Annotated in this window: 22 protein-coding genes; 6 read left to right on the top strand and 16 right to left on the bottom strand. The window is 70.9% G+C overall.

Features of this window, described 5'->3' with window-relative positions; all coding sequences use genetic code 11:
* The first annotated feature begins 34 nt into the window (after positions 1 to 34).
* The 3 genes from QSK32_RS15015 (at position 35) to QSK32_RS15005 (ending at position 2,290) form a co-directional block, all read left to right on the top strand.
* Positions 35 to 793, top strand: coding sequence for a TetR/AcrR family transcriptional regulator (locus QSK32_RS15015; RefSeq protein WP_285472268.1), 759 nt, complete (start codon positions 35 to 37; stop codon positions 791 to 793).
* A 24-nt stretch (positions 794 to 817) separates the two neighbouring features.
* Positions 818 to 1,471 (top strand): SDR family oxidoreductase, encoded by a 654-nt coding sequence (locus tag QSK32_RS15010; protein WP_285472267.1) that lies wholly within the window; start codon positions 818 to 820, stop codon positions 1,469 to 1,471.
* 504 nt (positions 1,472 to 1,975) lie between these two features.
* Entirely contained in the window at positions 1,976 to 2,290 is a 315-nt protein-coding gene (locus tag QSK32_RS15005) for a hypothetical protein (protein ID WP_045741012.1), read from the top strand.
* Here QSK32_RS15005 and QSK32_RS15000 read toward each other — a convergent pair.
* The 11 genes from QSK32_RS15000 to QSK32_RS14950 form a co-directional block, all read right to left on the bottom strand.
* Entirely contained in the window at positions 2,269 to 2,811 is a 543-nt protein-coding gene (locus tag QSK32_RS15000; protein WP_285472266.1) for an Atu4866 domain-containing protein, read from the bottom strand. The genes QSK32_RS15005 and QSK32_RS15000 overlap by 22 nt on opposite strands.
* Before the next feature lie 95 nt (positions 2,812 to 2,906).
* Positions 2,907 to 5,936 carry a S8 family peptidase gene (locus QSK32_RS14995; protein ID WP_285472265.1) on the bottom strand — a complete coding sequence of 1,010 codons (3,030 nt, stop codon included), beginning with the start codon at positions 5,934 to 5,936 and terminating at the stop codon, positions 2,907 to 2,909.
* A 170-nt stretch (positions 5,937 to 6,106) separates the two neighbouring features.
* Positions 6,107 to 7,387 carry a hypothetical protein gene (locus QSK32_RS14990; RefSeq protein ID WP_157410874.1) on the bottom strand — a complete coding sequence of 427 codons (1,281 nt, stop codon included), beginning with the start codon at positions 7,385 to 7,387 and terminating at the stop codon, positions 6,107 to 6,109.
* Between the two features lie 52 nt (positions 7,388 to 7,439).
* Entirely contained in the window at positions 7,440 to 7,901 is a 462-nt protein-coding gene (locus QSK32_RS14985; RefSeq protein WP_052720232.1) for a DUF4937 domain-containing protein, read from the bottom strand.
* Positions 7,902 to 8,001: 100 nt separating this feature from the next.
* A complete protein-coding gene (gene kduD, locus QSK32_RS14980) occupies positions 8,002 to 8,766 on the bottom strand; it encodes a 2-dehydro-3-deoxy-D-gluconate 5-dehydrogenase KduD (protein WP_211275305.1) in 765 nt (254 codons plus the stop codon).
* Positions 8,763 to 9,923, bottom strand: a complete 1,161-nt coding sequence (locus tag QSK32_RS14975) for a glycoside hydrolase family 88 protein (protein WP_285472264.1) — start codon at positions 9,921 to 9,923, stop codon at positions 8,763 to 8,765. The genes kduD and QSK32_RS14975 overlap by 4 nt, the downstream gene beginning before the upstream one ends.
* Positions 9,920 to 10,588 (bottom strand): hypothetical protein, encoded by a 669-nt coding sequence (locus QSK32_RS14970; protein ID WP_285472263.1) that lies wholly within the window; start codon positions 10,586 to 10,588, stop codon positions 9,920 to 9,922. Before QSK32_RS14970 ends, QSK32_RS14975 begins: the two co-directional genes overlap by 4 nt.
* Before the next feature lie 4 nt (positions 10,589 to 10,592).
* Positions 10,593 to 11,438, bottom strand: coding sequence for a carbohydrate ABC transporter permease (locus tag QSK32_RS14965; protein WP_045741165.1), 846 nt, complete (start codon positions 11,436 to 11,438; stop codon positions 10,593 to 10,595).
* On the bottom strand, positions 11,438 to 12,343 hold the full coding sequence (locus QSK32_RS14960) for a carbohydrate ABC transporter permease (RefSeq protein ID WP_045741017.1): 906 nt from the start codon (positions 12,341 to 12,343) through the stop codon (positions 11,438 to 11,440). Before QSK32_RS14960 ends, QSK32_RS14965 begins: the two co-directional genes overlap by 1 nt.
* A 58-nt stretch (positions 12,344 to 12,401) precedes the next feature.
* Entirely contained in the window at positions 12,402 to 13,703 is a 1,302-nt protein-coding gene (locus QSK32_RS14955) for an ABC transporter substrate-binding protein (RefSeq protein ID WP_045741018.1), read from the bottom strand.
* Positions 13,703 to 15,715, bottom strand: coding sequence for a DUF2264 domain-containing protein (locus QSK32_RS14950; protein WP_285472262.1), 2,013 nt, complete (start codon positions 15,713 to 15,715; stop codon positions 13,703 to 13,705). The genes QSK32_RS14955 and QSK32_RS14950 overlap by 1 nt, the downstream gene beginning before the upstream one ends.
* Positions 15,716 to 15,947: 232 nt before the next feature.
* Here QSK32_RS14950 and QSK32_RS14945 point away from each other — a divergent pair, with 232 nt between their 5' ends.
* From QSK32_RS14945 to QSK32_RS14935, 3 genes are read left to right on the top strand one after another with little or no spacing between them, the layout of a single operon-like run.
* Entirely contained in the window at positions 15,948 to 17,840 is a 1,893-nt protein-coding gene (locus QSK32_RS14945; protein WP_285472261.1) for a heparinase II/III domain-containing protein, read from the top strand.
* Positions 17,837 to 18,922: a substrate-binding domain-containing protein gene (locus QSK32_RS14940; RefSeq protein WP_285472260.1), complete on the top strand. Its 1,086-nt coding sequence runs from the start codon at positions 17,837 to 17,839 to the stop codon at positions 18,920 to 18,922. The genes QSK32_RS14945 and QSK32_RS14940 overlap by 4 nt, the downstream gene beginning before the upstream one ends.
* Positions 18,919 to 19,830 (top strand): phosphotransferase, encoded by a 912-nt coding sequence (locus tag QSK32_RS14935; protein WP_285472259.1) that lies wholly within the window; start codon positions 18,919 to 18,921, stop codon positions 19,828 to 19,830. The genes QSK32_RS14940 and QSK32_RS14935 overlap by 4 nt, the downstream gene beginning before the upstream one ends.
* Here the strand turns inward: QSK32_RS14935 and QSK32_RS14930 are convergent.
* The 5 genes from QSK32_RS14930 to QSK32_RS14910 all read right to left on the bottom strand — a co-directional run.
* On the bottom strand, positions 19,818 to 20,198 hold the full coding sequence (locus QSK32_RS14930) for a hypothetical protein (protein ID WP_285472258.1): 381 nt from the start codon (positions 20,196 to 20,198) through the stop codon (positions 19,818 to 19,820). The two genes, QSK32_RS14935 and QSK32_RS14930, sit on opposite strands and share 13 nt — an antisense overlap.
* A 168-nt stretch (positions 20,199 to 20,366) precedes the next feature.
* Entirely contained in the window at positions 20,367 to 21,086 is a 720-nt protein-coding gene (locus QSK32_RS14925; RefSeq protein ID WP_245673849.1) for an HAD family hydrolase, read from the bottom strand.
* A 451-nt stretch (positions 21,087 to 21,537) separates the two neighbouring features.
* On the bottom strand, positions 21,538 to 22,740 hold the full coding sequence (locus QSK32_RS14920; protein WP_285472257.1) for an MFS transporter: 1,203 nt from the start codon (positions 22,738 to 22,740) through the stop codon (positions 21,538 to 21,540).
* Positions 22,737 to 23,306, bottom strand: coding sequence for a helix-turn-helix domain-containing protein (locus tag QSK32_RS14915; RefSeq protein ID WP_045741022.1), 570 nt, complete (start codon positions 23,304 to 23,306; stop codon positions 22,737 to 22,739). The genes QSK32_RS14920 and QSK32_RS14915 overlap by 4 nt, the downstream gene beginning before the upstream one ends.
* Positions 23,307 to 23,385: 79 nt before the next feature.
* On the bottom strand, positions 23,386 to 23,641 hold a 256-nt coding region (locus tag QSK32_RS14910), incomplete at its 5' end, for a zinc ribbon domain-containing protein (RefSeq protein WP_285472256.1).

Genomic DNA, 23,641 nt, shown 5'->3' with positions numbered 1-23,641 from the left:
GAACACCGTACACCCAACGGGGTAAGATCTGCACGTGGAGAGAACGGACACCGACCGGACGCTGGAACTGCTCTGGCGCCGCACCCTGGGCACACCGCAGGGCCGGCGCGGACCGAAACAGCGGGTCAGCGTCGACGAGGTGATCCGGGCGGCGATCGCGGTCGCCGACGAGGAGGGCCTGCCCGCGTTCTCCATGCGCAAAGTCGCCGAACGCCTCGGGCTCAAGCTGATGTCGATCTACACCTACGTGCCCGGCCGCGGCGAACTGATCGGCCTGATGGTCGACGAGGTGATGGGCGAGCCGGAGCTGACCCCGCACTCAGGCGACGTCCGGGACCGCCTGACCGGCGTCGCCCGGCAACTCTGGGACGAGTTCCACCGCCACCCGTGGCTGCTGCAGATCGGCGACAGCCGGCCGTGGATCGGGCCGAACATCTCGGACCGCTACGAATGGCAGCTCGCCGCCGTCGAGGGCGCCGGCCTCAGCGACATCGCGATGGACCAGATCGTCACCACGATCGCGGCGTTCACCGCGGGCGCGGCACGGATGTCGATCGACGCCCGGCGCACCGCCGAGACGTCCGGCATCTCCGACGCGCAGTGGTGGGCGGCCAACGCGCCCGTCCTCGAGCGGGTGATGCCCGAGGGCCGCTACCCGATCTCCGGCCGGGTCGGCACCGCGGCCGGACAGGAGTACAACGCGGTGGCCGATCCTGATCGCACCTTCCGATTCGGTCTGGACCGGATACTCGACGGCGTCGAGGCAATGCTCGCCACAAGCACCGCAGGATAGGACTTTCCGGGTAACGTGGCGGCAATGAGGATTCTTGTGGTGGGCGGGCACGGAAAGGTGGCCTTGCTGCTGCACCCGCTGCTCGTCGAGGCCGGACACCAGGTGACCGCGGTCATCCGCAACCCGGACCACCAGGCGGAGGTGGGCGCGACCGGGGCGACCGCCACGGTCGCCGACGTCGAGCACCTCGGCGTGGACGATCTCGCCGAGCTGCTCGCCGGGCACGACGCGATCGTCTGGTCGGCGGGGGCCGGCGGCGGCAACCCGGCCCGCACCTACGCCGTCGACCGGGACGCCGCGATCCGCGCGATGGACGCCGCCACCGAGGCGAAGATCCAGCGCTTCGTGATGGTCTCCTACTTCGGCGCCGGTCCGGAGCACGGCGTGGACCCCGAGAATGCCTTCTTCGCGTACGCGGACGCGAAAGCCACCGCCGACACCTACCTGGAGGCGACCTCGCTGGACTGGACGATCCTGCGCCCGAGCCGCCTCACCGACGACCTGGCCACCGGCCGCATCGAGACCGCCAGCCAGGGTGCCACCGCCGGATCCGTGAGCCGCGCCGATGTCGCCGCCGTCATCGCCAACGTGCTCGGCGATCCGGCCACCGCCCGTCAGGCCATCGCGTTCAACAACGGCGCCACCCCGATCGCCGAGGCGGTCCGCTCCACGCCGTGACGGGGCTCGGCTAAGCACCCCACCAGACCGTTGAGCTGGGGATATCATCGACTCATCGGTTTTCGGGATCGGGGGTGTGTCAATGCGCTGTGGGATTCTCCGGGCCCGCGGGACGGCAGCGGCGACGCCCCGGCCCGGCGTCTCGGCGTCTCGGAGTCTCGGCCTTCGTCCTCCCGTCGCCGGCCGGCTTCGCTCCCGGTGTCTTCTCGCCGCGATCCACCGCCCGCCCTCCGTCAGAGATCGATTCCAGTCGACGCTGACGGCATCACCGACGACGTCGGCCACGTGGACTGACCGGTCCCTCCGCGGGACCGACCGGTCCCCTTCGCTGGACTGATCGGTCCCCTCCGCAGAGCGCCGGACCCATCGGTCCGTCACGGGATCCGCATGGCGGACTCCTCAGTCCGCCCTGTTTCCGCAGCCCACGACCCCGCACCGGCATGAACGCCGGCACCGTGGGTATCCCCGCCCCGGAGCAGTCGAACGGTGGAGAGGGTGCGCGCGATGCCGGTGACACGGACACCCCCGGAACACACCCCGGACGGGCACTTCATCGTCGTGTCCGGCCGCCGCTGGCGGGCCACCGACCCGGAGATCGGAGAAGAAGCGGCCGCCACCCTGCGAAAGGCGCTGATGGCCGCACGCCGGGACGTCGGGGCCGCCACCCGGTCCGGGCAGGACCCGGCACCCGCCCGCGCCCGGGTGCAGATCGCGAAGGTGGCCCTCGGCGAACGTGGCACCCCGTGGTGGGAGCAGACCCTGGACGAACGGCGCCGGCGCTGGCAGGACGGCCTCGACTACTTCCGGGCGAACGTATAACCGGCATGGTGCAGCGTCTCGCCGTCGAACCGTCCGTAGGCCCAGAAACCCAGGTCGTCGCGGTACACGATGTGGTCGCCGACCATCCAGAAGCTTCCCTGGTACGCGTGCGGCCGCCCGCCCCGGGTCTCGTCGTACCGGCCGTCGGCGGTCAGGTGCTGGTGGATGAACCCGGTGGCGTCGATCCAGGTGCCGAGCAGCGGCGAGTCCGACGGCGGCGGGCCGGGCAGGAACGACGTCACCCGTTCGCCCTCGTCGAAGACGGCGATCTCCGGAGACGGCCACCAGAGGGAGCGTTCGAACGGCCCGCTGATCGCCGGGACCAGGGCGAACGTGGCCGGGCTGCCCGGTGTGAGCGGACAGGTGAGCGGCACGACGCTCCGGCCGGTGCCGTCCACGGTCTTGGCACCCCGGCCGTCCAGGTCCGGTCCGACGGCGACGATCCTCGTCCCGCCGACCAGCAGATCGCCGCGGACCGGCTGCGGCGTGTAGATGGTGGTGTTGGCGAACAGTGTGCTCACGGCGTACTCCCGATGGTTCGTGCGACACCACCCACCCTGCGCCGAACCGGCGGCGTCAGCCAGGGCGGATCACTCCCCGGCTGACGCCGCCTGCCTCAGCCGAGCACGTTGACCCGGATCCGACGGTGGACGGTCGTCCCGTCGCCGACCTCGATCACCCCTTGGTGACGGCGGCCCGGCTCGGCGTCCGCCCAGGTCACGGTCAGGTCGACCGTGGATCCGGCGGCCAGGGCGACCCGGTCCGGGCTGACGCTCAGCGTCCCGGAGCCGGTACCCGGGGCACCCGGTGTGTAGACCGTCCAGGTGAAGTCCTGGCCCGCCCCGTCCCGCAGTTGATGCTGGTCGATGACCATCACGTAGTCGCCGCCACCGTCCGGCAGGTCGAACATCGCCGTGCCGTCCCGGCTGAAGGCGCCCACACCGACCCGTTCACCGGTGGTGGCCTCGAAGAACCAGGGCAGGTAGTAACCGCACGGCGTCGCCTGCTCCGCGGCCGGGGCCAGGCAGTCGCCGTACTGCGCGGCGATCCGGACCTGGGAGCCGGCGGAACCGTCCGGCACATGGATCGGGGCCGTCAGCATCGACCCGGGCAGCGGGCTCGGCAGGTTGGCGAGGTCGGTCTCGTCCCAGACGTGGTCGCTGCTGTCGCCCACGATCGTCCCGGCGGCGGTCGTGCCCGCGGTCAGCCCGGACGCCTTCGCGACCAGGGTGCCCTGCCAGCCGGCCCGCACACTGACCGTCTCCGTACCGGAGGTGGCGGTCGTGTTCACGTCGTAGGGTGCCTCGATCTCCGTGTTACGCACCATCAAGGGAATCCGAACCCGGTGGCCTTGAGTGTCCCGCCAGGTCAGGCCGCCTTCGACCCAGGTGTCGAAGGCACCGCCGGCATGACTCACCGTGATCGTGACGGTGGCGCTCGCCCCCGGCCTGATCGTCAGGTTCTTCGGGTTGACAGTCACGCGATAGCCGTCCGGCGCGTCGATGTCCACGGTGTACCGGCTGGTCTTCCTCCCGACGTTGGTGACCGTGCGGGTGGTGGTGCGGGTGCCGAGCATGGTCCCGAACGACACCGACGGATAGTTGAGGTCGGCCGCGGCGATCGTGGCGTGCCCCTCGCAGGCGGCCAGGCCGTCGAGTCCGACGTGGCCGGCCGGGTCGGCGGCGACGCCGCACAGGAAGTCCATCCAGTCGCCGGCGTCGTTGCCGAACACCAGGCCCGGGTCGAGAGCACCGGAAGGACGGACCTCGCCGGCACCGTAGTCGAGCGCGTTCGCGTCCTCGCCCGCCTTCTGGATCGTGCCGCCGCGGTTGGTGACAGCGCTCGCCGACGTCATCAACGCCGACTTGACCATGTCGGGGGTCCAGCCCGGGTGCGCGCTCCGGACCAGGGCGGCGATGCCGGCGATGTGCGGCGCCGCCATCGAGGTGCCGGACATCAACGCGACGGTGTCACCGCTCTCGGCCGGGGACACCGCGGCCACCACGTCCACCCCCGGCGCGGCCAGGTCGGGTTTGAGCAGGTCGGCGCCGGTCAGCAGGGACGGCCCGGCGGAGGAGAAGCCGCCCACGGCGGGCCAGGTCACCGCGGTCCACCGGCCGGTGCCCAGGGTCACCGTCGGGTTCTCTTCTTTCGCGTACGCGCGAAGCGCCGTTCCCGTGTCGACGTCGACGTGCACGGCGGGCAGCACGTGCCGGTCGGCCATCAATCCGTTCGGGTCCCACACCGGCTGGTAGAGGATCATCCCGGCGGCGCCGAGGGCGGCGAGCACCTCGCCCTTGGCCACGCGGCCGTTGTCACCGCGCGCGCAGAGCACGACCCTACCCCTGACCTTGGCCGGGTCGAGGCGGTCCGGCAGGCAGTAAGGCGCGTCCAGCCGCGTCCCACCGTCCGCGTCGTCAGCGACCGCATCGGCGGCGTCGATCAGCGACACCCGTTTCGTGCCCGCGCCCAGCCCCACGCCGGACAGCTTCATGCCGTTGCCGAGCGTGATGTTCTTGAGGAAGCGGTGGTCCTGTTCGGTCGCGGCCACCGTGGTCACCCACGGCAGGGTGTTGTCGACCGTACTGTCGTCCGGCCCGGAGTTGCCCGCGCTGGCCGAGACGAAGACACCGGCCGCCGCGGCGTTGAAGAACGCCTCGTCGATCGCGTTGAAGACCTCGCTGCCGTCACCCACCGAATAGTTGATCACGTCCACGCCGTCGGACACCGCGTCGTCGATCGCGTTCACCAGGTCGGCGCCGCTGCCGTAGGCGCCACCGGCCCCGTCGGACCAGAGCGCCTTGTAGATCGCGAGCCGCGCGCCCGGTGCCATCCCGGTGATCCGGCCCAGGTCCAGTCCGTCGAGCTTCGCGGGCACCCCACTGAGGCCCGCGGCGGTGCTCGCGGTGTGGGTGCCGTGCCCGTTGCTGTCCCGCGGGGAATGGAACTCCCCGTCGTAGAGGTCGCCCATGCCGTCGTTGTCGTACCAGCGGGCGCCGATCACCTTGTTGTTGCACAGCGGCTTCTCGTCACCGAAGTCGCAGACTCCGTGCCACTTCGCGTCGATGATCCTGCGGTCCGGCCGGGGTTCGGGCAGCGCGGCGAAACTGGGGCTCTCCGGCCAGTACCCGGTGTCGATCACCCCGATGACGACACCCTCACCGGTGTTCTTCCCGGTCTTCCACAATCCGGTACGCCCGGAGAGCCCCAGATAGGACGACGTGTTGGAGGTGTGGATGGTGACCCGCCGGTCCGGCAGCACGGCGGCGACCCCATCGGTGGCGCGCAGCCGGCTCACGTCCGCCGCGGTCAGCTCGGCGGCGAACCCGTTGAACGCGGTGTCCATGGTGGCGCCCGCGGTGACCCCGGACGCCCGCAACACCGTCGCCCGCTGCTCCCCCAGGTAGGCCCGGTATTCGCCGGCCGCCGCGGTCCGCCCGTCGAGCCTGGCGCCCTCGCCCGGCCGGGTGGCGGGAATCCCCGGCACCCCGCCGTCGTAGGTGGCCAGCGGTTCCCCGGACAGTTGCACCAGGTACCGCGCGACGGCCGGCCCCGCCTGTTCCGCGGCCGAGGCACCCGGTAGCACGGTCAGCCCGGCCGCGGCCATCATGAGCAGCACCGCCGGCACCGCTATCGATCGTCGCACTCGTGTTTCCTCTCGCTCGCCCACCACTCCCGGGGGCGAACGCTATGAGGAACATCGATCTTCAGGGGAGAGCCGTCGTGACCCCGTAACGGCCGGACATCAACTGGTAACCGAATGCGCTGTTTACGCGTACTTTCCGGATGCTCACGCGCCGGCGTCCGGCGGAAAGGTCAGGCAGTCACCAGGTTGTGCAGGATCCAGGCCGTGGCGTCCTGCCGGATGTCGCTGTGCCCGCCGATCACCGCGTCGCTCTCCAGGGCGATCACCCGCGGACTGCCCGGCCCGAGGTCGTAGCGGCCGTCGGCGGGACGGCGGATCAGCTGGTTCGCCACGTCCGGGGCCGGATGCGGCCCCCAGCCGCCCATCGCGGCGAAACGACTCGACGGCTCGTCCAGGCCGGACAAGCCGATGTTCTGGTCGCCGACGTCGGAGGCGCGCCGCACCGCGAACTGGAACAGCCGCCGCAACGGCAGGTCACGGCGGGTCCAGGTGACCATGACGGGCAGCTCGGTGCGCGACAACGCCGGGCGGTAACCGCCGGGACGCCCGGACTCCGGCACCTTCCCGGCGAACGCCAGGTAGGACAGGGCGGGCTGCAGCAGCAGCAACGACCGGACCGGGCGGGGCAGCGGGGCGCCACACACCGCGGACAGGGCGACCCGGCAGCCGTACGAGTGACCCAGCAGATGGACCCGCGCCGAGGTCCGCTGCAGCAACCCGGTGAGCAGACGGTGCACGCCGTGCGCGCCCACCACCCCGGCCCGGTCCTTCATCAGCAGCACGGTCGCCAGCCGGACGATGGTGCGCGGATCGAGGAAGGCGGGCAGGCCTGCGGCAACAGGCCCGCCCTGGCCGGCGCGGTCCGGCCCGGCTTCGCTTTCGGCGAGAATCGTCCACAGCGCAAGAATGTCGTCGACACCCGGTTTCCCGGAATCGTCGTCCAGGTCGGTGTCCGGGTTCCGGTAAAGGGGCCGCAGGAGCGCGGCGAATCGTCGTGCCTGCAACACGTCGAGGCCGGGACGCTGCGCCAGCGCATAGAATTCCTGGCGGTCGCCGGGATCGAGCAGATCCTCGGCCAGTGTCTGGGTGTCCCCCACATCGCCCAGGGCGGCAAGTTGCGGCCCGGTGCTCTCCGGCATCACGATGCTGGGCCAGAACACCCCGGCGAACAGTGGTTTCGCATCGGACCGGGTGGCGGCGGCCCGGGTCGCGACGCGGCTGTAGACGGTCATGAAATCGCGGTAGAAGGCGAGGGCGGTGGCCCAGTCGTTGTTCCAGCCGTGCGCGAAGACGTAGACGTCGGTGGCATTCCCGGCCGCGGCGATCAGTCCGTTCTCGGTGAGCGGCGCGAGTGAGGCGCCGTTCTTGTCGAACGGGATCACATAGGAGGGCGCCGGGGTTCCGGCGATCGTCATCGTCTCGAGGGGGCCGACTGGCAACGTCCCGGGCATGCGCCGAGATTAGACGCGAAATTCGCCGGCAATAAGCTCCGTATCGGGTGAATCATCGGCCGGAGCCGGATCGGATCTCGGACACCGGCTCGAACGGGGCGATCACCGTCCAGTCGGGGTCGATCTCCACGAGGTCGGCGGCCGGGTCGTCGGGGGCGGAGAGCACCGACGGCAGGAAGGTCACCTCCAGCGTGCTTCCCGCGGACACCGCGAAGGCGTGCGCGGCGGACGGGTCGGGGATGCCGCCGCGCAGGGCGAACAGGCGGGAGTGCACGTCACGGTAGGTGCCGGCCTGGGCGTCGGCGAGCGTGTCGTGGCCGCCGCGCATGAAGTCGCGGTAGACGGTCTCGCCGTCCCAGCAGGCCAGGATGTGGACCAGGCCCGGGTAGCGCAGGCTGCGCCCGCCGACCTGGGAGACGAAACCGGGGACGTCCTGCACGGCCGACCACCGGCGCTGGCCGGCGTTGAAGGCCGTCATGTCGACGACCCGGCACCGGAACCATTTGACCAGCAAACGACACCCCCACGGCGTGGTGAAAGAACGATCTCACCACACCGTCGACCACTGTGGTGGGTTGCGGTGCACGATAGCGCCGCAACTCACCACAGAGCGGTCAGCGGGCGAGCCAGCCGCCGTCGACCGGCAGGACCGTGCCATGCAGGTAGGACGACGCGTCCGAGGCCAGGAAGGCCACGGCACCCTTCAGGTCGTCGGGTGTCCCCCAGCGGGCGGCCGGGATGCGGTCCAGGATGCCGGGCGCGCGTGATGGATCGGCCCGCAGCGCCGCCGTGTTGTCGGTGGCCATGTATCCGGGGGCGATCGCGTTCACGTTCACGCCGGCGGCTGCCCACTCGTTGGCCAGGGCTTTCGTGATGCCGACGACGGCGTGTTTGGCCGCCGTGTAGGCCGGAACCCGGATGCCGCCCTGGTACGACAGCATCGACGCGATCATGATGATCTTTCCGGAGCCCTGGTCGAGCATGTGCCGGCCGGCTGCCTGGGACAGGTGGAACACCGCGTCCAGGTTGACGGTCAGCACGTCGTCCCAGTCGTCCGGGGTGACGTCGGCGGCCGGGGCGCGCCGGATGGTGCCCGCGTTGTTGACCAGGATGTCGAGCCGCCCGTGGCCGTCGATCACCGACTGGACGGCGGCGTGCAGGTCGGTCGGGGACGCCTCGCCCAGGTCGCAGGGGACGAAGGTGGCACGGCGGCCCAGCGCCGCGATCTGTTCCAGGGTCGACTCCGGTGCGGTACGCCCGATCAGCGCCACGTCGGCTCCGGCTTCGGCGAGGGCCAGCGCGCTCGCCTGGCCGAGGCCCCGGTTGCCGCCGGTGACCGCGGCGACCCGCCCGTCGAGGCGGAAGCTGTCCAGGATCACCAGTGGTCCTTCCAGTTCGGCTGGGTCACCCGGGTCAACGCTTCGAGGTAGAAGTAGTCGCCCCAGAGCGTGCCCTCGTCGACTCCCACGGACTTCGGCTTGTCGTAGACGCCGTGCAGCAGCAGGGCGTTGGAGGACTCGTCGGTGTAACCGTCGATCAGTGACCGCAGGATCCGCAGCGCCGCCGCCCGGTACCGGTCGGCCCGGGGTGCGCCCGCGTCGGCCAGGGCCAGCAGTCCGTTGACCGCGATGGCCGCCGCCGAACTGTCCCGTTCCTGGCCGTCACCGTCGCCGTAGACCAGGTCCCAGTACGCCACCGAGTCCGCGGGCAGGTGTGCCAGGAAGTAGTCCGCGCACCGGACCGCCGCGGCGAGCAGGGTCGGGTCGCCGGTGTGCCGGTGGTTCAGCGTGAACCCGTAGATCCCCCACGCCTGCCCGCGGGCCCAGCAGGAGTCGTCGGCGCTGCCCTGTTCGGTCTCGCCGCGCAGCGGTCGCCCGGTCTCCTGGTCCCAGTAGAACGTGTGGAACGTGGTGTCGTCGTCGCGCAGGATGTTGTCCCGCAGTTGCGCCGTGTGCCGTCGCGCGGCCGCCGCGTACTTGGGATCGCCGGTCACCTTACCGGCCCAGAAGAGCAGCGGCGTGTTCATCAGGCTGTCGATGATGGTGCGCCCGCGCTGCCGGCTGTCGGTCAGGTCGCCCCAGGCCTGGATGATCCCGGCCGACGGCAGCACCCGCCGCAGCAGGTGGTCGGCGGCCGCGATCGCCGCGTCGCGGGCATCCTTGTCCCCGGTCCGCTTGTACGCCGCCACACACGAGAGCGTGTAGAGGAAGCCCAGGTCGTGGGTCTCCACGTCGATCCGCTGGGCGATCCTCTCCGCGTACCCGGGAAGGAAAGCCGCCGCCGCGTCGCGGTAGGTCCGGTCCCCGGTCAGGTCGTAGGCCAGCCAGTACATGCCCGGCCAGAAGGCCGTCGTCCAGCCCACGTTGGAACCCTCGGGAAGGTCGCCTGCGGCGGGCCGCAACGTGTAGCGGTCCCGTGTGGTGGTGTCCCCCGGGAACCGGTCGCCGAACTCGGTGATGTTCGCGCTGAGGGTGCGCAGCGCGGCGGTCACCGCGGAACCGGTCTCGGGGCCGGGACGGACATCGATCGCCGTCATGCTGTCCTTCCTTGGAGCAGTGGAGCGATGCTGAACCTGCTGTTGGCCCAGATCACGTAGAGCAGTGGGGAGGCGGCCACGCCCAGGGCGAGCGCGGGCCGGGCCGCCAGCAACGACCAGAACAGCGCCACGACCAGCAGCGAGAACGCCGTCAGGTACCAGCGGCGCACGGCCAGGTGCACGGCCACCGCCGCCGCGTCGCGCAGCCGCACGGCCGGGCGTTCGGCGATCACCACCAGGGTGAGCAGTCCGGTCGCCGCGAGCAGCGTCATCATGACCACGATCAGCGGCAGCACGACCGCACCGACCGGCCGTCCCCAGGCCCAGACCGCGTCCACGCCCAGGACGACCGACCCCGCGGTGGTCAGGCCTCCGGCGGCGAGCGCCGGCTTGGCGGTCGCTCTCCACCCCGTGATGAAGGTACGCACCACAGCACTCGACCTCTCCGCGGTGAAGGCCGACAGCACCGTGAAGGCCGCACACAACGCCGGCGCGCACAGGGGGGCGGCGAGCACCAGCAGCGGCCAGGAGCGCCCCGGATCGGTGGTGATCAGCAGCGCCACCACCGGCAGGCAGGCCAGCACCAGCAGCGCGTTGGTCATCAGGCCGGCGTACACGGTGTCGAAGATCATGCTGATCGTCTCGTGCCGCATCCGTAGTCGCATCAGCTCACCCCTTGAGCCCGGTGGTGGCGATGCCCTCGACGAAGTACCGCTGGCCGGCCAGGAAGATCACCACGATCGGCAGGACCGACAGCACCGAGCCCGTCATGATCAGGGCGTGCTCGGCGTTGTACTCGTTGATGAACGACTTCAGGCCGATCTGCAGGGTCCACAGGTCGGGGCTGCGCAGGTAGAGCAGCGGTCCCAGGTAGTCGTTCCAGGTGTTGACCAGGGTGATCAGAGTGAGGCTGGCCAGCGCCGGCACCGAGAGCGGCAGCATGATCCGGCGCCAGATGCCGTACTCGCTCATCCCGTCGATGCGGGCCGCGTCGACCAGCTCGTCCGGGATCGACTCGTAGAACTGCTTCATCATGAAGACGCCGAGCGCGCCGAACGCCTGCAGCGCGACGATCGACCACAGGGTGTCGGTGAGCTGCAGCTTCGACATCATGATGAACTGCGGGATCATGTAGGACTGCCACGGTACGGCCAGCGTGCCGATGTAGGCCAGGAACAGCACGTCCCGGCCCGGGAAGGTGATCTTCGAGAAGCCGTACGCCGCGAAGCTGCCGGTCAGCACCTGCAGCGTGGTGACGATCGCGGACAGCAGCACGGTGTTGCCGATCCACGTGGTGATGTCCGACCTGGTCCAGATGTCGAGGTAGTTGCGCCACACCGGCTCGGCCGGCAGCCACTGGATCGGGATGCTGAACACGTCGTTGTTGCTCTTCAGCGACGACGACAGCATCCAGTAGAACGGCAGCAGCACGGCGACCGCGGCGACGGCCAGTGCCACGTACCCGAGGATCCGCAGCGGGCCGGGCGCCTTCCGGCGGGGTTTCAGGGTGGTCATCACTCGCTCCGGCGCTTGTTGACGAGGAACTGCACGATCGTCACGAGGAAGCAGATGGCGAACAGCACGATGGAGACCGCCGACGCGTAGCCGAACTCGTTCTCCTCGAAGCCCTTCTTGTAGATGTACTGCGACAGCACCAGCGTGGACTGGCCCGGTCCGCCGTCGGTCATCACCAGGATCAGGTCGAAGACCTTGAAGCTGCCGATGGTGAGCAGCACGGTGATGAAGAAGGTGGTGGGGCGCAGGCCGGGCAGGGTGACCGCCCGGAAGCGCTGCCAGGCGTTCGCGCCGTCGACCTTGGCGGCCTCGTACAGCTGGCCGGGGATGGTCTGCAGGCCGGCCAGGAACAGCAGCATGTAGTAGCCCATGTCGCGCCAGGTGCCGACCAGGATCACCGCCGGCATCGAAGCGTCCGCCGAGGTCGTCCAGCCGGGCGGGTTCTCGACGCCGACGAACCGCAGCAACTCGTTGATCGGCCCGTACGTCGGGCTGAACAGCATGTTCCACACCTGGGCGATCGCCACGATCGACGTGATGTACGGGAAGAACGCCACCGTCCGGAAGAACGCCACCCCGCGCAGCCTGCGGTTGAGCAGCATCGCCAGTCCGAGCGAGACCGCCAGGGTCAGCGGGATGTGGAACGCCGCGTAGTAGAGCGTGTTGGTCAGCGCCGTCCAGAAACTGGAGTCGCCGAGCATCCGCTCGAAGTTGTCCAGGCCGCTCCACTCGGCACCGCCGAAGACGCTCCAGTCGGTGAAGGCGTAGTAGAAGAGCAGGATCACCGGGACCAGCGTCAGCAGCAGGAAGCCGGTGAAGTTCGGCAGCAGGAAACTCAGTCCCACCACGGTGTTGCGCACCATCACCCGGCCGCGTCGGCGGCGGGCCACGGGCATCGTCGTCATCGTCGCTCCCTGTCGTACCGGCCGGCCCGGCGCTCGTGCACGCCGGGCCGGGCGGGGGTCACTTGCTCAGGACCTCGTTCTTGGCACGGTCCTGGGCCTCGGTGATCGCCTGGTCGATCGGCGTGGCACCGGACAGGACGGCGGTGTGCAGGTCGTTGAGGACGTTCTGCAGGCCGGCCGTGTACTTGCCCACCGGGTTCTCCGGCTTGGTGTCGTGGGTGGCGAAGGCGAACTTGGACAGGTCGTCCTGCGGGATGCCGTCCAGCTGGAAGAACGTGTCGGTGACCGCGGCGCTGTCGGCCGGGGTGATGCCGATGCCGGCCAGGGACTTCGCGGCGTCGACGCCGGCGGCGTACGCGAGGAACTTCTTGGCGGCCTCGGCCTTGCGGTCGCTGACCTTGGGGTTGATGCCCAGACCGGTCGGGTCGGCGAAGGTGACCGGGACGGCCGCCGTGCCGGTGGTGGCCTTGGTCTGCTGCGGCGCCGGGGCGATCCCCCACTCGAACTTGTCGGCGTCACCGCTGGTCTGCTGGCTGCGCAGCGTCGCCATGTACCAGGAGCCCATCACCAGCATCGCGGACTGCTGCTTGCCGAACTGGGCCTGGTAGGTGAGGCTGTTGGTGGTGGCGTCACCCAGCTTGACCTGCGCGCCCGCGTTCTGCAGGTCCAGCGACCGCTCGTAGTACGGCTTCAGGTAGGAGAAGTCGCCGCTCTCCAGGCTCGCCCCGGCGGTCTGCGCGAGCGCGAAGCTCTGCACGGTGGACTGCCAGGTGTGCTGGTACGTCCCGAGCGCCTTGTCGCCGGCGCCCTTGAGCTTGGTGGTCAGCTCCTTGGCCGCGGCCGCGTAGTCGTCCCAGGTCCACGAGCCGTCCGGCTGCTTGACGCCGGCCTTGTCGAACAGCGCCTTGTTGTAGTACAGCACCCAGGAGTCCTGCCGGTACGGGATCGCCCAGGTCTTGCCGTCCACCTGGTACGCGCTGAGCCCGCCCACATTCGCGCCCAGCGATCCCGCGATGTCGGAGACGTCGAGGAGCTGCTTGCCGTCCTGGTAGGTGTAGAAGTTCTTGAGGTTCTTCTGCACGTACACGTCGGGGGCCTTGCCGGCGGCCAGGTCGGCGATCATCTGGGTGTCGTAGTTGGTGGCGTCGTACTCCTTGAGTTCGACGGTGATGTCCGGGTTCGCGGTGTGGAAACCGTCGGCGAGGGTCTTGAACTCCGGGGTGGTGGAGAGGCTCCAGCCGGCCAGGCTGAGCGTGAGGGGACCGGTCTCGTCGGCGTCGTCGCCTCCGCCGCCGCAGCCGGACAGGACCAAGGAGAGCGCCGTGGCCGCGCCGAGGACGGCCGCGATCGAGCGTTTCATCAGTACTCCTTCACTCTTGATTCATTTATGGAGGTGTGGGTGGTCAGGCCGTCGGGCCAGACGGCCTCGACCTGCCACCCGTCATCGGTGGCGCTGATCTCCGCACGACCGCCCGGCGGGCTGACGCCGTCGCCGCGGGAGAGTTCGAGGAGCACGGCGATCCATTCGCCGGCGTCCGGGACCGGGTAGTCCAGCCACGGCACCTGGGTCGACCGGCCGAGCGGTCCGGCATCGTCGTGCGTGCTGACGCCCGGGGTAGCAGGCAGCCCGGCCAACGGAGCAAGCCCCGAACCTGTGTGTTGACTTGCGGCGCCGTAGCCGCCCGAAATCCACACGCCGGTCGGGGTGTGTTGACTTGCGGCGCCGTAGGCGCCCGAAGTCAACACACTGGTGGGGGTGGGGAGGGGCCAGCCGCTGATCCGCAGGCCGACGGCACGCTCGGAGACGTCGTCGACGCGGACCAGGCGGATCTCCCACGGGCCGCGGACCAGGGAGTACACCGTGATCCGGCCGGCCGGTTCGAGGGTGCCGGGCCGGCCTCCGCCGTGGTCCTTCCCGGGTGCGCCCGGGTCGAGCCAGTGGGTGCGCGCGGTCGATCCGGCGATGCCGATCCGGGCCGTCGCCGGCCCTTCCAGGCCGATTCTCAGGGTACGCAGACCCGAGCGGTGCGACCGGCGTCCGTGCTCGTCGACGAGGGTCACCGACTGGTCGACCGGGTTCAGGTAGCCGTCCTCATCCAGGGTCGGCACGGTGGCCGTGGAGTAGCCGAGACGGGCGTACAGCGGGGAGTCGGCGACCGGCGCGTCCGTCACCGAGTGGTCGGTGCCGTGGTTGATCACCCGGACGATCCCGTCGGACCGGGTGCCGGAGATCAGCCAGCCGGGCGCCCGGACCGCGCGCAGCACGTCACCGGACTCCACCGGCAGCGGCTCCTCCGGCGCGCTCCACACCGGATGGTCGGCGGGCAGGGACACCCCGAGCAGGCCTTTGCCGGCCCAGTACGGCGAGCCGGGACCGGAGTACGACTGGGCCAGCCGCGGCCACGGCGCGTGCCAGCCGAGGGTGAGCAGTCCCCGCTCGTCCGGGGCGCCGCGTTCGGTGAAGTGCCGGACCACGCCGGTCGCCGCATGCCGTAACTGTCCGGGGGTCAGCGACGGGACCTCGGCGAGCACGCCGGCCCAGAACGGGGCGGCCGCGGCGAACCGGTAGATCAGGCTGCGGCCCTGCAGCAGCGGCGAGCCGTCCGCGCCGACCAGGGCGATCGCGTCGGTGAGGTACCGGTCCAGGCGCGCCACGTCGTCCGCGCGCCGGGGCTCGGCCAGGTCGGCGGCGCCGGCCATCCGGGACCAGAGCACCGGGTAGAGATGCAGGGCCCAGCCGGCGTAGTGGTCGTACGCCCGGTGCGCGCCGTCGGCCAGCCAGCCGTCGGCGCGCCGGAACGAGTCGTGGGTGGCCAGGTCATCGGCCATCTCGGACAGTTCGTGAGGGCCGCCCACCGAACGCAGGAACGTCTGCACGACCAGGCGGAACCACACCCAGTTGATCCGCGGGTAGGTGTCGTCGCCGACGGCGTGCGCCAGGTAGTCGACCACCCGCTCCTGAGCGCCCGCGTCGAGCCGGTCCCAGATCCACGGGCGGGTCATGTCCAGGATCAGGGCGATCGAGGCCGCCTCGACCTTGGCCTGGGAGTGCTCGTCGAGACGGACCCAGCGGTCCGGGGCGTGCGGGTCGGTGCCGGTGGCGACGCCGCGGGCGTAGAAGTCGGCCAGTTCGTCGAGGCCGGCGCCCTTCTCCCCGGCGAGACGGAAGCCGGCGAGCAGGAACGTGCGGGCGAAACCCTCCAGGCCGTCGACGGCACGGCCGTATCCGCCCTCGGCGCCGGGCAACGTGATCAGGGCGTTGCCGGGTGACGCGTACGGGCGGGCGGAGGCGATCAGGTGGTCGGTGAGGCCGAGCCAGGCGGCACGGTCCCATCGGTGGAGGTCGCTGGGGACGGGGGTCGAGGGGAACACGCGTCACGCTCCGAGGGGGCCGGGCGGTGATGTCGACGAGGTGAACGGCTCGGTTTCCGGGAAGTAAAACGCTCACAAACGACCATGTCAATGAGAAGTTCGCTCGCAGAGCGCCAAAAATGATCGCGTACGTCTCTGAGCTGCATTGATATCCTCGACTGGCCTGACATTCGGACGCAGCGGACTCTTTCCGGCGTCGATCCGATGTCACCAGGCGGTTAAAAGTGATCTAATGCGATCACAAACGATCGCCACCGGAGGTGACCGCAACATGCACGGCCCGTTGTCCACGGCGTGGCTCGCCACCGGCCGCACCCTGGCCCCACCCGGGGCGAGCCTGCCCGTCCCGACGGCCGCCGACCGTGACGTGTGGGATCCGTCCGTCGTGGACCCGGCGACACTGTCCCGGATCAGGGACCGGGCCCTCGCCTCCCGGGGCACGCCCTGGGCCGCCCCGCTCGGCCACCTGTTCGCCCGGTACTTCCGGGACGGCGACCGGGCCGTCTACGAACAGGCGATCTACGACCGGCAGGACCGCCTGACCCGGGCCGCGATCATGGCGGCGGTGACGCGCGAACCCGAGTGGCTGGACGAGGTCACCGACGGCGTCGTCCTGCTCTGCGAGCAGAGCACCTGGTGCTGGCCGGCACACGACGACACGTACACGCGGCACGGCTCGATGCTGCCGACGGCCGACGACCCGTTCCTCGACCTCGGCGCCGGCGAGGTCGCCGGACAGCTCGCCTGGCTCGACCACCTGCTCGGCGAGCAGCTCGACGCGTACGTGCCGGGGCTACGGGCCCGGATCCGGCTCGAGGCCGACCGGCGGGTGTTCACGCCGTTCGAGCAGCGCCGCGACTGGCACTGGCTCGGACTCGACGGCGACGTGCACAACTGGAACCCGTGGATCCACGGCAACGTCCTGACCGGAGCCCTGCAGCTGGTGGCGTCCCCGGGCCGGCGGGCCGCACTGGTGGACCTGATCGTCGAAGGACTCGACCGCTACGTGGCCTCGCTGCCCGCGGACGGGGCGATCGACGAGGGGTACGCGTACTGGTGGAACGGCGCGTGCCGCCTGCTGGAAGCCGCGGAGCTGCTGGCCGACGCGTCCGGGGCGGACGTCCCGTGGTCCACGTTCGCGGCGGTCGTCGCGTTTCCGCACCGGATGCACCTGGGCGGGGACTGGTATCTCAACCACGCCGACGGACCGGCCCGGCCACCCCGGGAACAGCCGTGGGCGGCCCTGCACCGGATGGCGCTGCGGATCGGGGACCCGGCGGCGACGGCGCACGCGGCCGTCCATCGTGACCATTCGTCGCCGGTGGCGGACGAGCGTCAAGGGTTCGGGCGGCTGCTCCAGGCCCTCACGTCGCCGGCCTGGCTCGCCGCGACACCACCATCGCCCGCCCCGCCCGCGGACATGTGGTTCGCGTCCACCCAGGTGATGCTCGCCCGGGCCGGCCGTCTGGCCCTCGCGGTCAAGGGCGGGCACAACGGCGAGCACCACAACCACAACGACGTGGGCAGTGTCGTGGTGGCCCTGAGCGGCGTGCCGGTGGTCGTCGATCCGGGGCGGCCCACGTACACCGCGCAGACGTTCGGTCCCCGCCGCTACGAGATCTGGACCATGCAGAGCACGTGGCACAGCACGGTGTCGATCGGGGGCGTCGCGCAAGGGCACGGTCGCGGGTTCGCCGCCTCGGAGGCAGCCAGTGAGAGGTGTGGCTCGTACCATGAAATGGTCTTGAACGTGAAGGACGCCTACCCGGCGGCGGGGATTCACCGCTGGCTCCGGACGGCCCGTCTTTCCCGCTCCCCCGAGACGGTCACTCTTCGCGACAGCTGGGATCTCGATCCGTCCCTGACCGGCAGCGTGATCCACCTGGTCCTCGCCGGTGCGGTCACCCTGGCACCGGGCCGTGCCGAAGTGACCGCGCTCGACGGCGCGGGCACTCTTCTGATCAGCTGGGATCCGGCCGGGACCAGCGCCGCGCTGCTCCCCCGCACGCTCGACGACCCGATGCTGAGCGACGTGTGGGGCGCACGTCTCACCCGGCTGGACATCGACGTCAGCGGGCTCGGGCCGATCGGTACTCTCGAACTGACTCTGAAGGAGCAGCGGTGAGCAACCCCGACAAGCGCGGCCCCCTGCAGGTCGCGCGCCGAGCCCGCCTGCTCGAGGCCCTGCAGCGCGACGGCGTGCTGCGCATCTCCGACCTGACCGACGCGCTCGGCGCCGCCGCCGTGACGATCCGCCGCGACATCGCCCAGATGGCGTCCGAAGGCCTGGTCCGGCGGGTGCACGGCGGCGTCGCCCTGCCCGACGCCGAGGAGACGCCGCTGTCGTCACCGGCCGCCGGCATCGCGATCGGGATGCTGGTGCCGTCGCTCGACTACTACTATCCGCACGTCGCCCGGGGCGCCGAGGAGGCGGCCCGCGAGCTGGACATGCGGATCGTGCTGCGCGGCTCCTCCTACGACACCCAGGACGACCGGCCTCAACTGGCCCGCCTCGTCGACCAGGGTGTGAACGCGCTGGTGGTGGCACCCCGAATGGACGCCCCGACCAGCGGCGACACCATCGAGTGGCTGGTCTCCACCGGCCTGCCGGTGGTGCTGCTGGAACGCACCGCGACCGCCGGCCCGCACCACGCGGTCCTGGAGTCCGTGGTGACCGACCACGCGCTGGGCGCGGCGATGGCCGTCCGCCACCTCGCCTCGCTGGGCCACCGCAAGGTCGGCGTGATACTGGCCGCCCCCAGCCCGACCCGCCCGCACGTCCGGCGCGGCTGGCGCGAGGCCGCCGAGGAGTGCGGTCTCGACATCACGGACACCGTGGACGCCCTGGTCCCGGACGCGAAGTCGCCGGACTGCAAGGCCGCCCTGGACCGCGCCCTGGACCAGGCCCTGGCCAGCGGCACCACGGCCCTGCTGGTGCACGCCGACGCGGAGGCGATAGCGCTGGTCCAGCGCTGCGAGGAGCGCCACCTGTCGGTCCCCGGCGACCTGTCGGTGATCGCCTACGACGACGAGGTGGCCGGACTGTTCAGCCCGGCGCTGACCGCGGTCCGCCCGCCCCGCCGCTCGATCGGCCGGGCCGCGGTACGCCTGGCCGCCGACCGCCTCGCCGACCCGGGACGCCCCACCCACCGGGTCGTGATCAGCCCGTCCCTGCACCTGCGCGACTCGGTCACACCACCGCGGTGATCGCCGCCCGCCTCTCCCGTTACGGAGACGCCGAACTGTCGGCGCTGCTCCGGACCGCATCGGAGCACGGCGCCGGGGTGGGCGGCGGCTCGTCGACACTCGACGTCGACGGCGTGCCGGTGTTCGTCAAACGGATCCCGATCACCGACCGGGAACTGGCGCACCCGCACGACACGGCGAACCTGTTCGACCTGCCGGCCCGCCACCAGTACGGCATGTACCGCCTGCCCGCCCCGACCTTCAACGCGTGGCGTGAACTGGCCCTTTCCCCGCGGCTCCACCACTGGCGGGTGCTGCCCGGCCGCCCGCCGGTCGCCGCCGAACACCGCGACATCGACGCGGTGGTCGCCCAGTTCGGCGGCGACCCGGCGATCCGGGCCCGGCTCGAGGCGCTGGCGGCCGCCACGGCGAGCCTGGTGCTGTTCTCCGAATACCTCCCCGACGGGCTGCCCCGATGGCTGAGCGACCCGGTCACCAACGCCGCCGCCGTCGAACGCCAGCTGTTCGCGCTGGTGGACTCCCTCCGGGAGCGCCGGCTGCTGCACCTGGACGCCCACTTCGGCAACATCCGGGCCGACGACGACCGGCTCTACCTGGTCGACTTCGGACTCGCCACCTCACCGGACTTCGACCTGTCCGGCCCGGAACGCGACTTCGTCGCCTCTCACCGTGGTCACGACGCCGACTATGCTTCGATGCGGCTGGTGAACTGGCTGGTCACCACGGTGTGCGGGGCGCCGGCCGCTCCCCTGGCCCGCAACCGGTTCATCCGCGACGGCCGCCTCCCCGCGGGCGTGCCGGACCAGGTGGCCGACATCGTCGCCCGGCACGCTCCGGCCGCGTCCCGGATGAACGACTTCTGCGCCCGGCTGTACGACGGCGACCTGACCGCCGTCTATCCGGGGTAGAGCGGCGAGTTCTGCGCCTCCAACCGTCGGCTGTCCAGGCGTTCCTCGTCGATGGTGTACGCGATGACCTCGACCCGGATCGTCGACGGTTTCGCGGGCAGGCAGACGCTGTAGGTGGCGGCGCCGCGCTTCGGCACCTCCAGGGTCTCGGCGGCGACCTTGCGGCCGGTGTACACCCGGTAGCGGACGAACTCGGCCTTGCGCGTCGTCGACTCGATCTCCACGATGGTCTGCCCCTTCGAACAGACCCAGCTGCCGGCGAACGCGGCCGCGCGTGCCTGGCGGATGTCCCGTTTACCGCCGACGCTCTTGTCTTCGGCGCTCGCGGTGCCGGGGATCGCGGTGCCGGCGCTCGCGGTGTCAGCCATTCCGATGAGCCCCGTAGCGGCGACGGCTAGGACGATCAGGACTCGGGCGACACGGTTCAAGGGAGCCTCCTGCGGCCGGGCGGGCTTGCGACCTCCAGTCTCAGCCCCGTACCGGATCGGACCCGACAGGCCGGACGGCACGTCGGTGTGCTTTCCCGCCTACCGGCATCAGGGCGACTCACCGAGCCAGCCCTTGATCCACTCGTTGAGGCCGGGGTCCGTCAGCGAGCTGACGACCACATCGGCGGGCAACTCCTGATGGGCGAGGGTCGGCACTCCGATCACCGGGACAGCCGCGGCTCGCGCGGACCTGAGACCGGTGATCGAATCCTCGAACGCCAGTGCCCGATCCGGCAGGACACCAAGCCGTTCACAGGCGACGAGGTAGAGGTCAGGCGCCGGCTTGGGTGAGGTCACCTCGTCGGCGGCGACACTGACCGCGAAGGCGTCGGTGAAGCCACCACGGGCGAGCGCCACGTCGAGCAGCCGGCGCGGCGAGTTGCTGGCCACCGCGACCGGCACCGCCCTGGCCGCCAGGTCGACGATGGCGTGCGCACCGGTCATGGCCTCCGCGGTGGACCCTACGATCTCCACCACCAACGAGTACAGTTCCTCGGCCAGGTTCGCGGCGTTGCCGGTCTCGCCGAACGCCGTCGCCATCGCCGCACCGGCGTCCGCGACGGACTTGCCGATGACCAGTGCCTTCTGCTCCGGGCCGAACGGCAGGCCGCGGCGCGCGAAGATCGCGGTTTCCGCGACCGTCCAGCACGGTTCGGTGTCCATCAACAGGCCGTCGCAGTCGAAGACCACCGCGTCCGGTCGCCATGTGCGGAACGCCCGATCGAACAACTCGGTGCCGGCGGGCACACCCTCGGTGTGGTGGATCACAGGCCTCTCCCTTGTCTCCGGTGCGGAATCCTGCGGAGTCACCATTGGAACCGGACCTACCGTGCTGGTGGTCGGCGGGGGTACCGACGCGATCGCCGACCGGACGTCAGCCACCAGGCGTCAGCCACCGGCCGGGCTCGGTGTCATCGCCTCGACGAGGGTGAGCAGCCCCTGCCGGACGGCGGCCCAGACGGGTCGCTCCGGTTTGACGAGACGCCTGGGCCGGGCGCCATCGATGATCTGCCGTTTCGGCCGTCGCGGCGGACGACCTCGCCGCGGATCCGCAGACACCGCGGGTTCCAGCACCGCCCACTGAGCCTCGGTGAGATCGTGTCGCCTCGCTGCCGCCACCCTGGGCACGAAAGGTGTCTCAATCATCGCGGGCCGGTCGACGACCAGGAGCCGCACTGGGAACGGCCGTCGACCCGGTCACCGTCGGTGGACACCAACCCTAGGTGAGGGCGGGGGCCGGGGTCAGCGTGCGGATGCCCCGGCTCACCGTAGCGGCCACCGCGGAGACCATCACCGCCACGGCGAAGAGCACGGTGGCCGCCGTGGCGTTCCAGGTGCTCGTCAGCACGCCCGCCAGCAGCGGGGCGACCGCCGCGGCCGACGTCGCGAACAGGAAGATCACGCTGATGACGCGGCCCTGCAGGTGGTCGGGGGTGATCGCGGCCTGGTAGCCGAAGAGGGCCGCGTTGCAGGCCGGCGCCAGCACCATCATCACCGCCACCGGGACCGCCGCGGCGATGCTCCCCGTCAGCAGGGCGCTGAGCAGGAACAGCCCTGCCGCCGCCCAGCAGATCGTCCGGACCAGCGGTCCGAGGCCCAGCCGGCGTTGCAGCGTCGGGGCTGCGATCGCTCCGATCAGGCCGCCGACGCCGATCATCGTCTCGGTCAGGCCGATCACCGCAGGGGCGACGCCGCGCTGCTGGAGGGCGATCACGATGGTGAAGAGGATGCCGGTGATCGCGAAGTTCAGCGGGGCGGCGATGACCAGGACCGCGCGCAGGAACGGGTCACCGAAGACGAAGCGCAGACCGGTCGTCAAACCGCCGGGCGTCTGTGAGCGCTCCTCCTGGAGCGGACGGCGGATCAGCGCGACGCTGATCAGGGAGCCCAGGTAGGTCAGGGCGTTGCCGAGGAACGGCACGGCGTGACCGAGGCCGAACAGCAGACCACCGGCGGACGGGCCGACCAGTCCGACCGCGAAGCCGCGGGCCTCGTTGCGGGCCACCGCGTCCGGCAGTTGGGCCGCCGGGACGATGCTGCGCAGGGCGGCGTGTTCGGCGGTGCTGAACAGGGTGCTACCCGCCGCGTCCAGCACCGCGACCAGGATGATCGCGGGGAGCCCGGCGGAGCCGGTGAGCACGGCCAGGCCGAGGGCGGCGAAGGCCAGCAGCCGGGCCAGGTCGACGAGCAGCATGGCGCGGCGGCGGTTGACCCGGTCGACGAGCAGGCCCACCGGGAGACGGCAGAGCAGGGCGGTGACCGCGGCGATCGTGCCGACCGCCCCGGCCTGCAGCGGCGAGCCGGTCAACGCCAGGACCAGCAGCGGGAACGCCAGGGCCGAGACGGCGCTGCCGAACGCGGAGAGGACCTGGCCGCCCCAGAGCAGGTTGAAGTCCCGGTTGCGCCACAGGCTGGTGCTCATTGGACGGGCCGGTAGGGGTAGGCCTGCACCATCACGACCACGGTCTCGGTGTCCGGTGCCGGCTCGACCTCGTAGGAGTCGATCAGCTCCCGCATGGCAGTGCGCAGTTCGGCCAATCGTGAAGGGGTGGTCCGGATCGCCGTGTCACCGAAACCACCGGCGGCCTGCCACTCGGCGCTCCACTCGCCGCGGGCCGCCTGGTCGCGGTAGGTCTCGACCACGTCGTCCCAGACCCGGCGGGCCGCCCGGTTCAGCGCGCGGATCACGTCCGCGCTGCCGGGGCCCAGCTCGTCCGGGTCGTCGGGCCAGGAGGTGGTCTCCTGGGACGCCTTCCACCAGCGTTCCCGGCCGCGGGCGCCGCGGCCCAGTTCGGGCGCGTCCTCGACGAAGCCGTGTTTGTTGAGCAGGCGCAGGTGGTGGCTGGTCTGGCCGCTGTCGGTGCCGAGACGGCGGGCCAGCAGCGCGGACGTGGCCGGGCCGTCGATGCGCAGGGATCCGAGGATCCGCATGCGCATCGGGTGGGCCAGGGCGCGCAGGGCGTCCACTTCGGGCATGTGCTCGGTCATGCAGCGCAGAATATTTAATGCATACGATGTTATGCAATAGTGAGAGCCATGGATGACGGGTTCTGGACTTCTCCCCGCCCTAAAGGACGGGGATTCCGGTGGTCGCCCGCCGGGTTTCCTGCTTCACAGCCGACCGCCCCGAACGGAGATTCCCCCGTTGAGGTCTTACACCAGCTCCACAGGCAGACACCGCCAGCCCGGCGGCCAGAATGTTCTTCGCCGCGTTGACGTCGCGGTCGTGGGTTACCCCGCAGGAGCAGGTCCACGACCGGATGTTCAGCGGCATCTTCTCAGCGATGGCTCCGCAGGCCGAGCAGACCTTGGACGACGGGTAC

Source organism: Actinoplanes sp. NBRC 101535 (genome assembly GCF_030269225.1).
Classification (GTDB): domain Bacteria; phylum Actinomycetota; class Actinomycetes; order Mycobacteriales; family Micromonosporaceae; genus Actinoplanes; species Actinoplanes rectilineatus.
This window is presented reverse-complemented; position numbering and strand designations above follow the sequence as displayed.

Coding starts and splice junctions, on each gene's coding strand:
- QSK32_RS15010 (WP_285472267.1), top strand. CDS start 818: ATGAGGATTCTTGTGGTGGGCGGGCACGGAAAGGTGGCCTTGCTGCTG.
- QSK32_RS15005 (WP_045741012.1), top strand. CDS start 1,976: ATGCCGGTGACACGGACACCCCCGGAACACACCCCGGACGGGCACTTC.
- QSK32_RS14990 (WP_157410874.1), bottom strand. CDS start 7,387: ATGCCCGGGACGTTGCCAGTCGGCCCCCTCGAGACGATGACGATCGCC.
- QSK32_RS14975 (WP_285472264.1), bottom strand. CDS start 9,923: ATGACGGCGATCGATGTCCGTCCCGGCCCCGAGACCGGTTCCGCGGTG.
- QSK32_RS14970 (WP_285472263.1), bottom strand. CDS start 10,588: ATGCGACTACGGATGCGGCACGAGACGATCAGCATGATCTTCGACACC.
- QSK32_RS14965 (WP_045741165.1), bottom strand. CDS start 11,438: ATGACCACCCTGAAACCCCGCCGGAAGGCGCCCGGCCCGCTGCGGATC.
- QSK32_RS14960 (WP_045741017.1), bottom strand. CDS start 12,343: ATGACGACGATGCCCGTGGCCCGCCGCCGACGCGGCCGGGTGATGGTG.
- QSK32_RS14955 (WP_045741018.1), bottom strand. CDS start 13,703: ATGAAACGCTCGATCGCGGCCGTCCTCGGCGCGGCCACGGCGCTCTCC.
- QSK32_RS14945 (WP_285472261.1), top strand. CDS start 15,948: ATGCGATCACAAACGATCGCCACCGGAGGTGACCGCAACATGCACGGC.
- QSK32_RS14930 (WP_285472258.1), bottom strand. CDS start 20,198: ATGGCTGACACCGCGAGCGCCGGCACCGCGATCCCCGGCACCGCGAGC.
- QSK32_RS14920 (WP_285472257.1), bottom strand. CDS start 22,740: ATGAGCACCAGCCTGTGGCGCAACCGGGACTTCAACCTGCTCTGGGGC.
- QSK32_RS14915 (WP_045741022.1), bottom strand. CDS start 23,306: ATGACCGAGCACATGCCCGAAGTGGACGCCCTGCGCGCCCTGGCCCAC.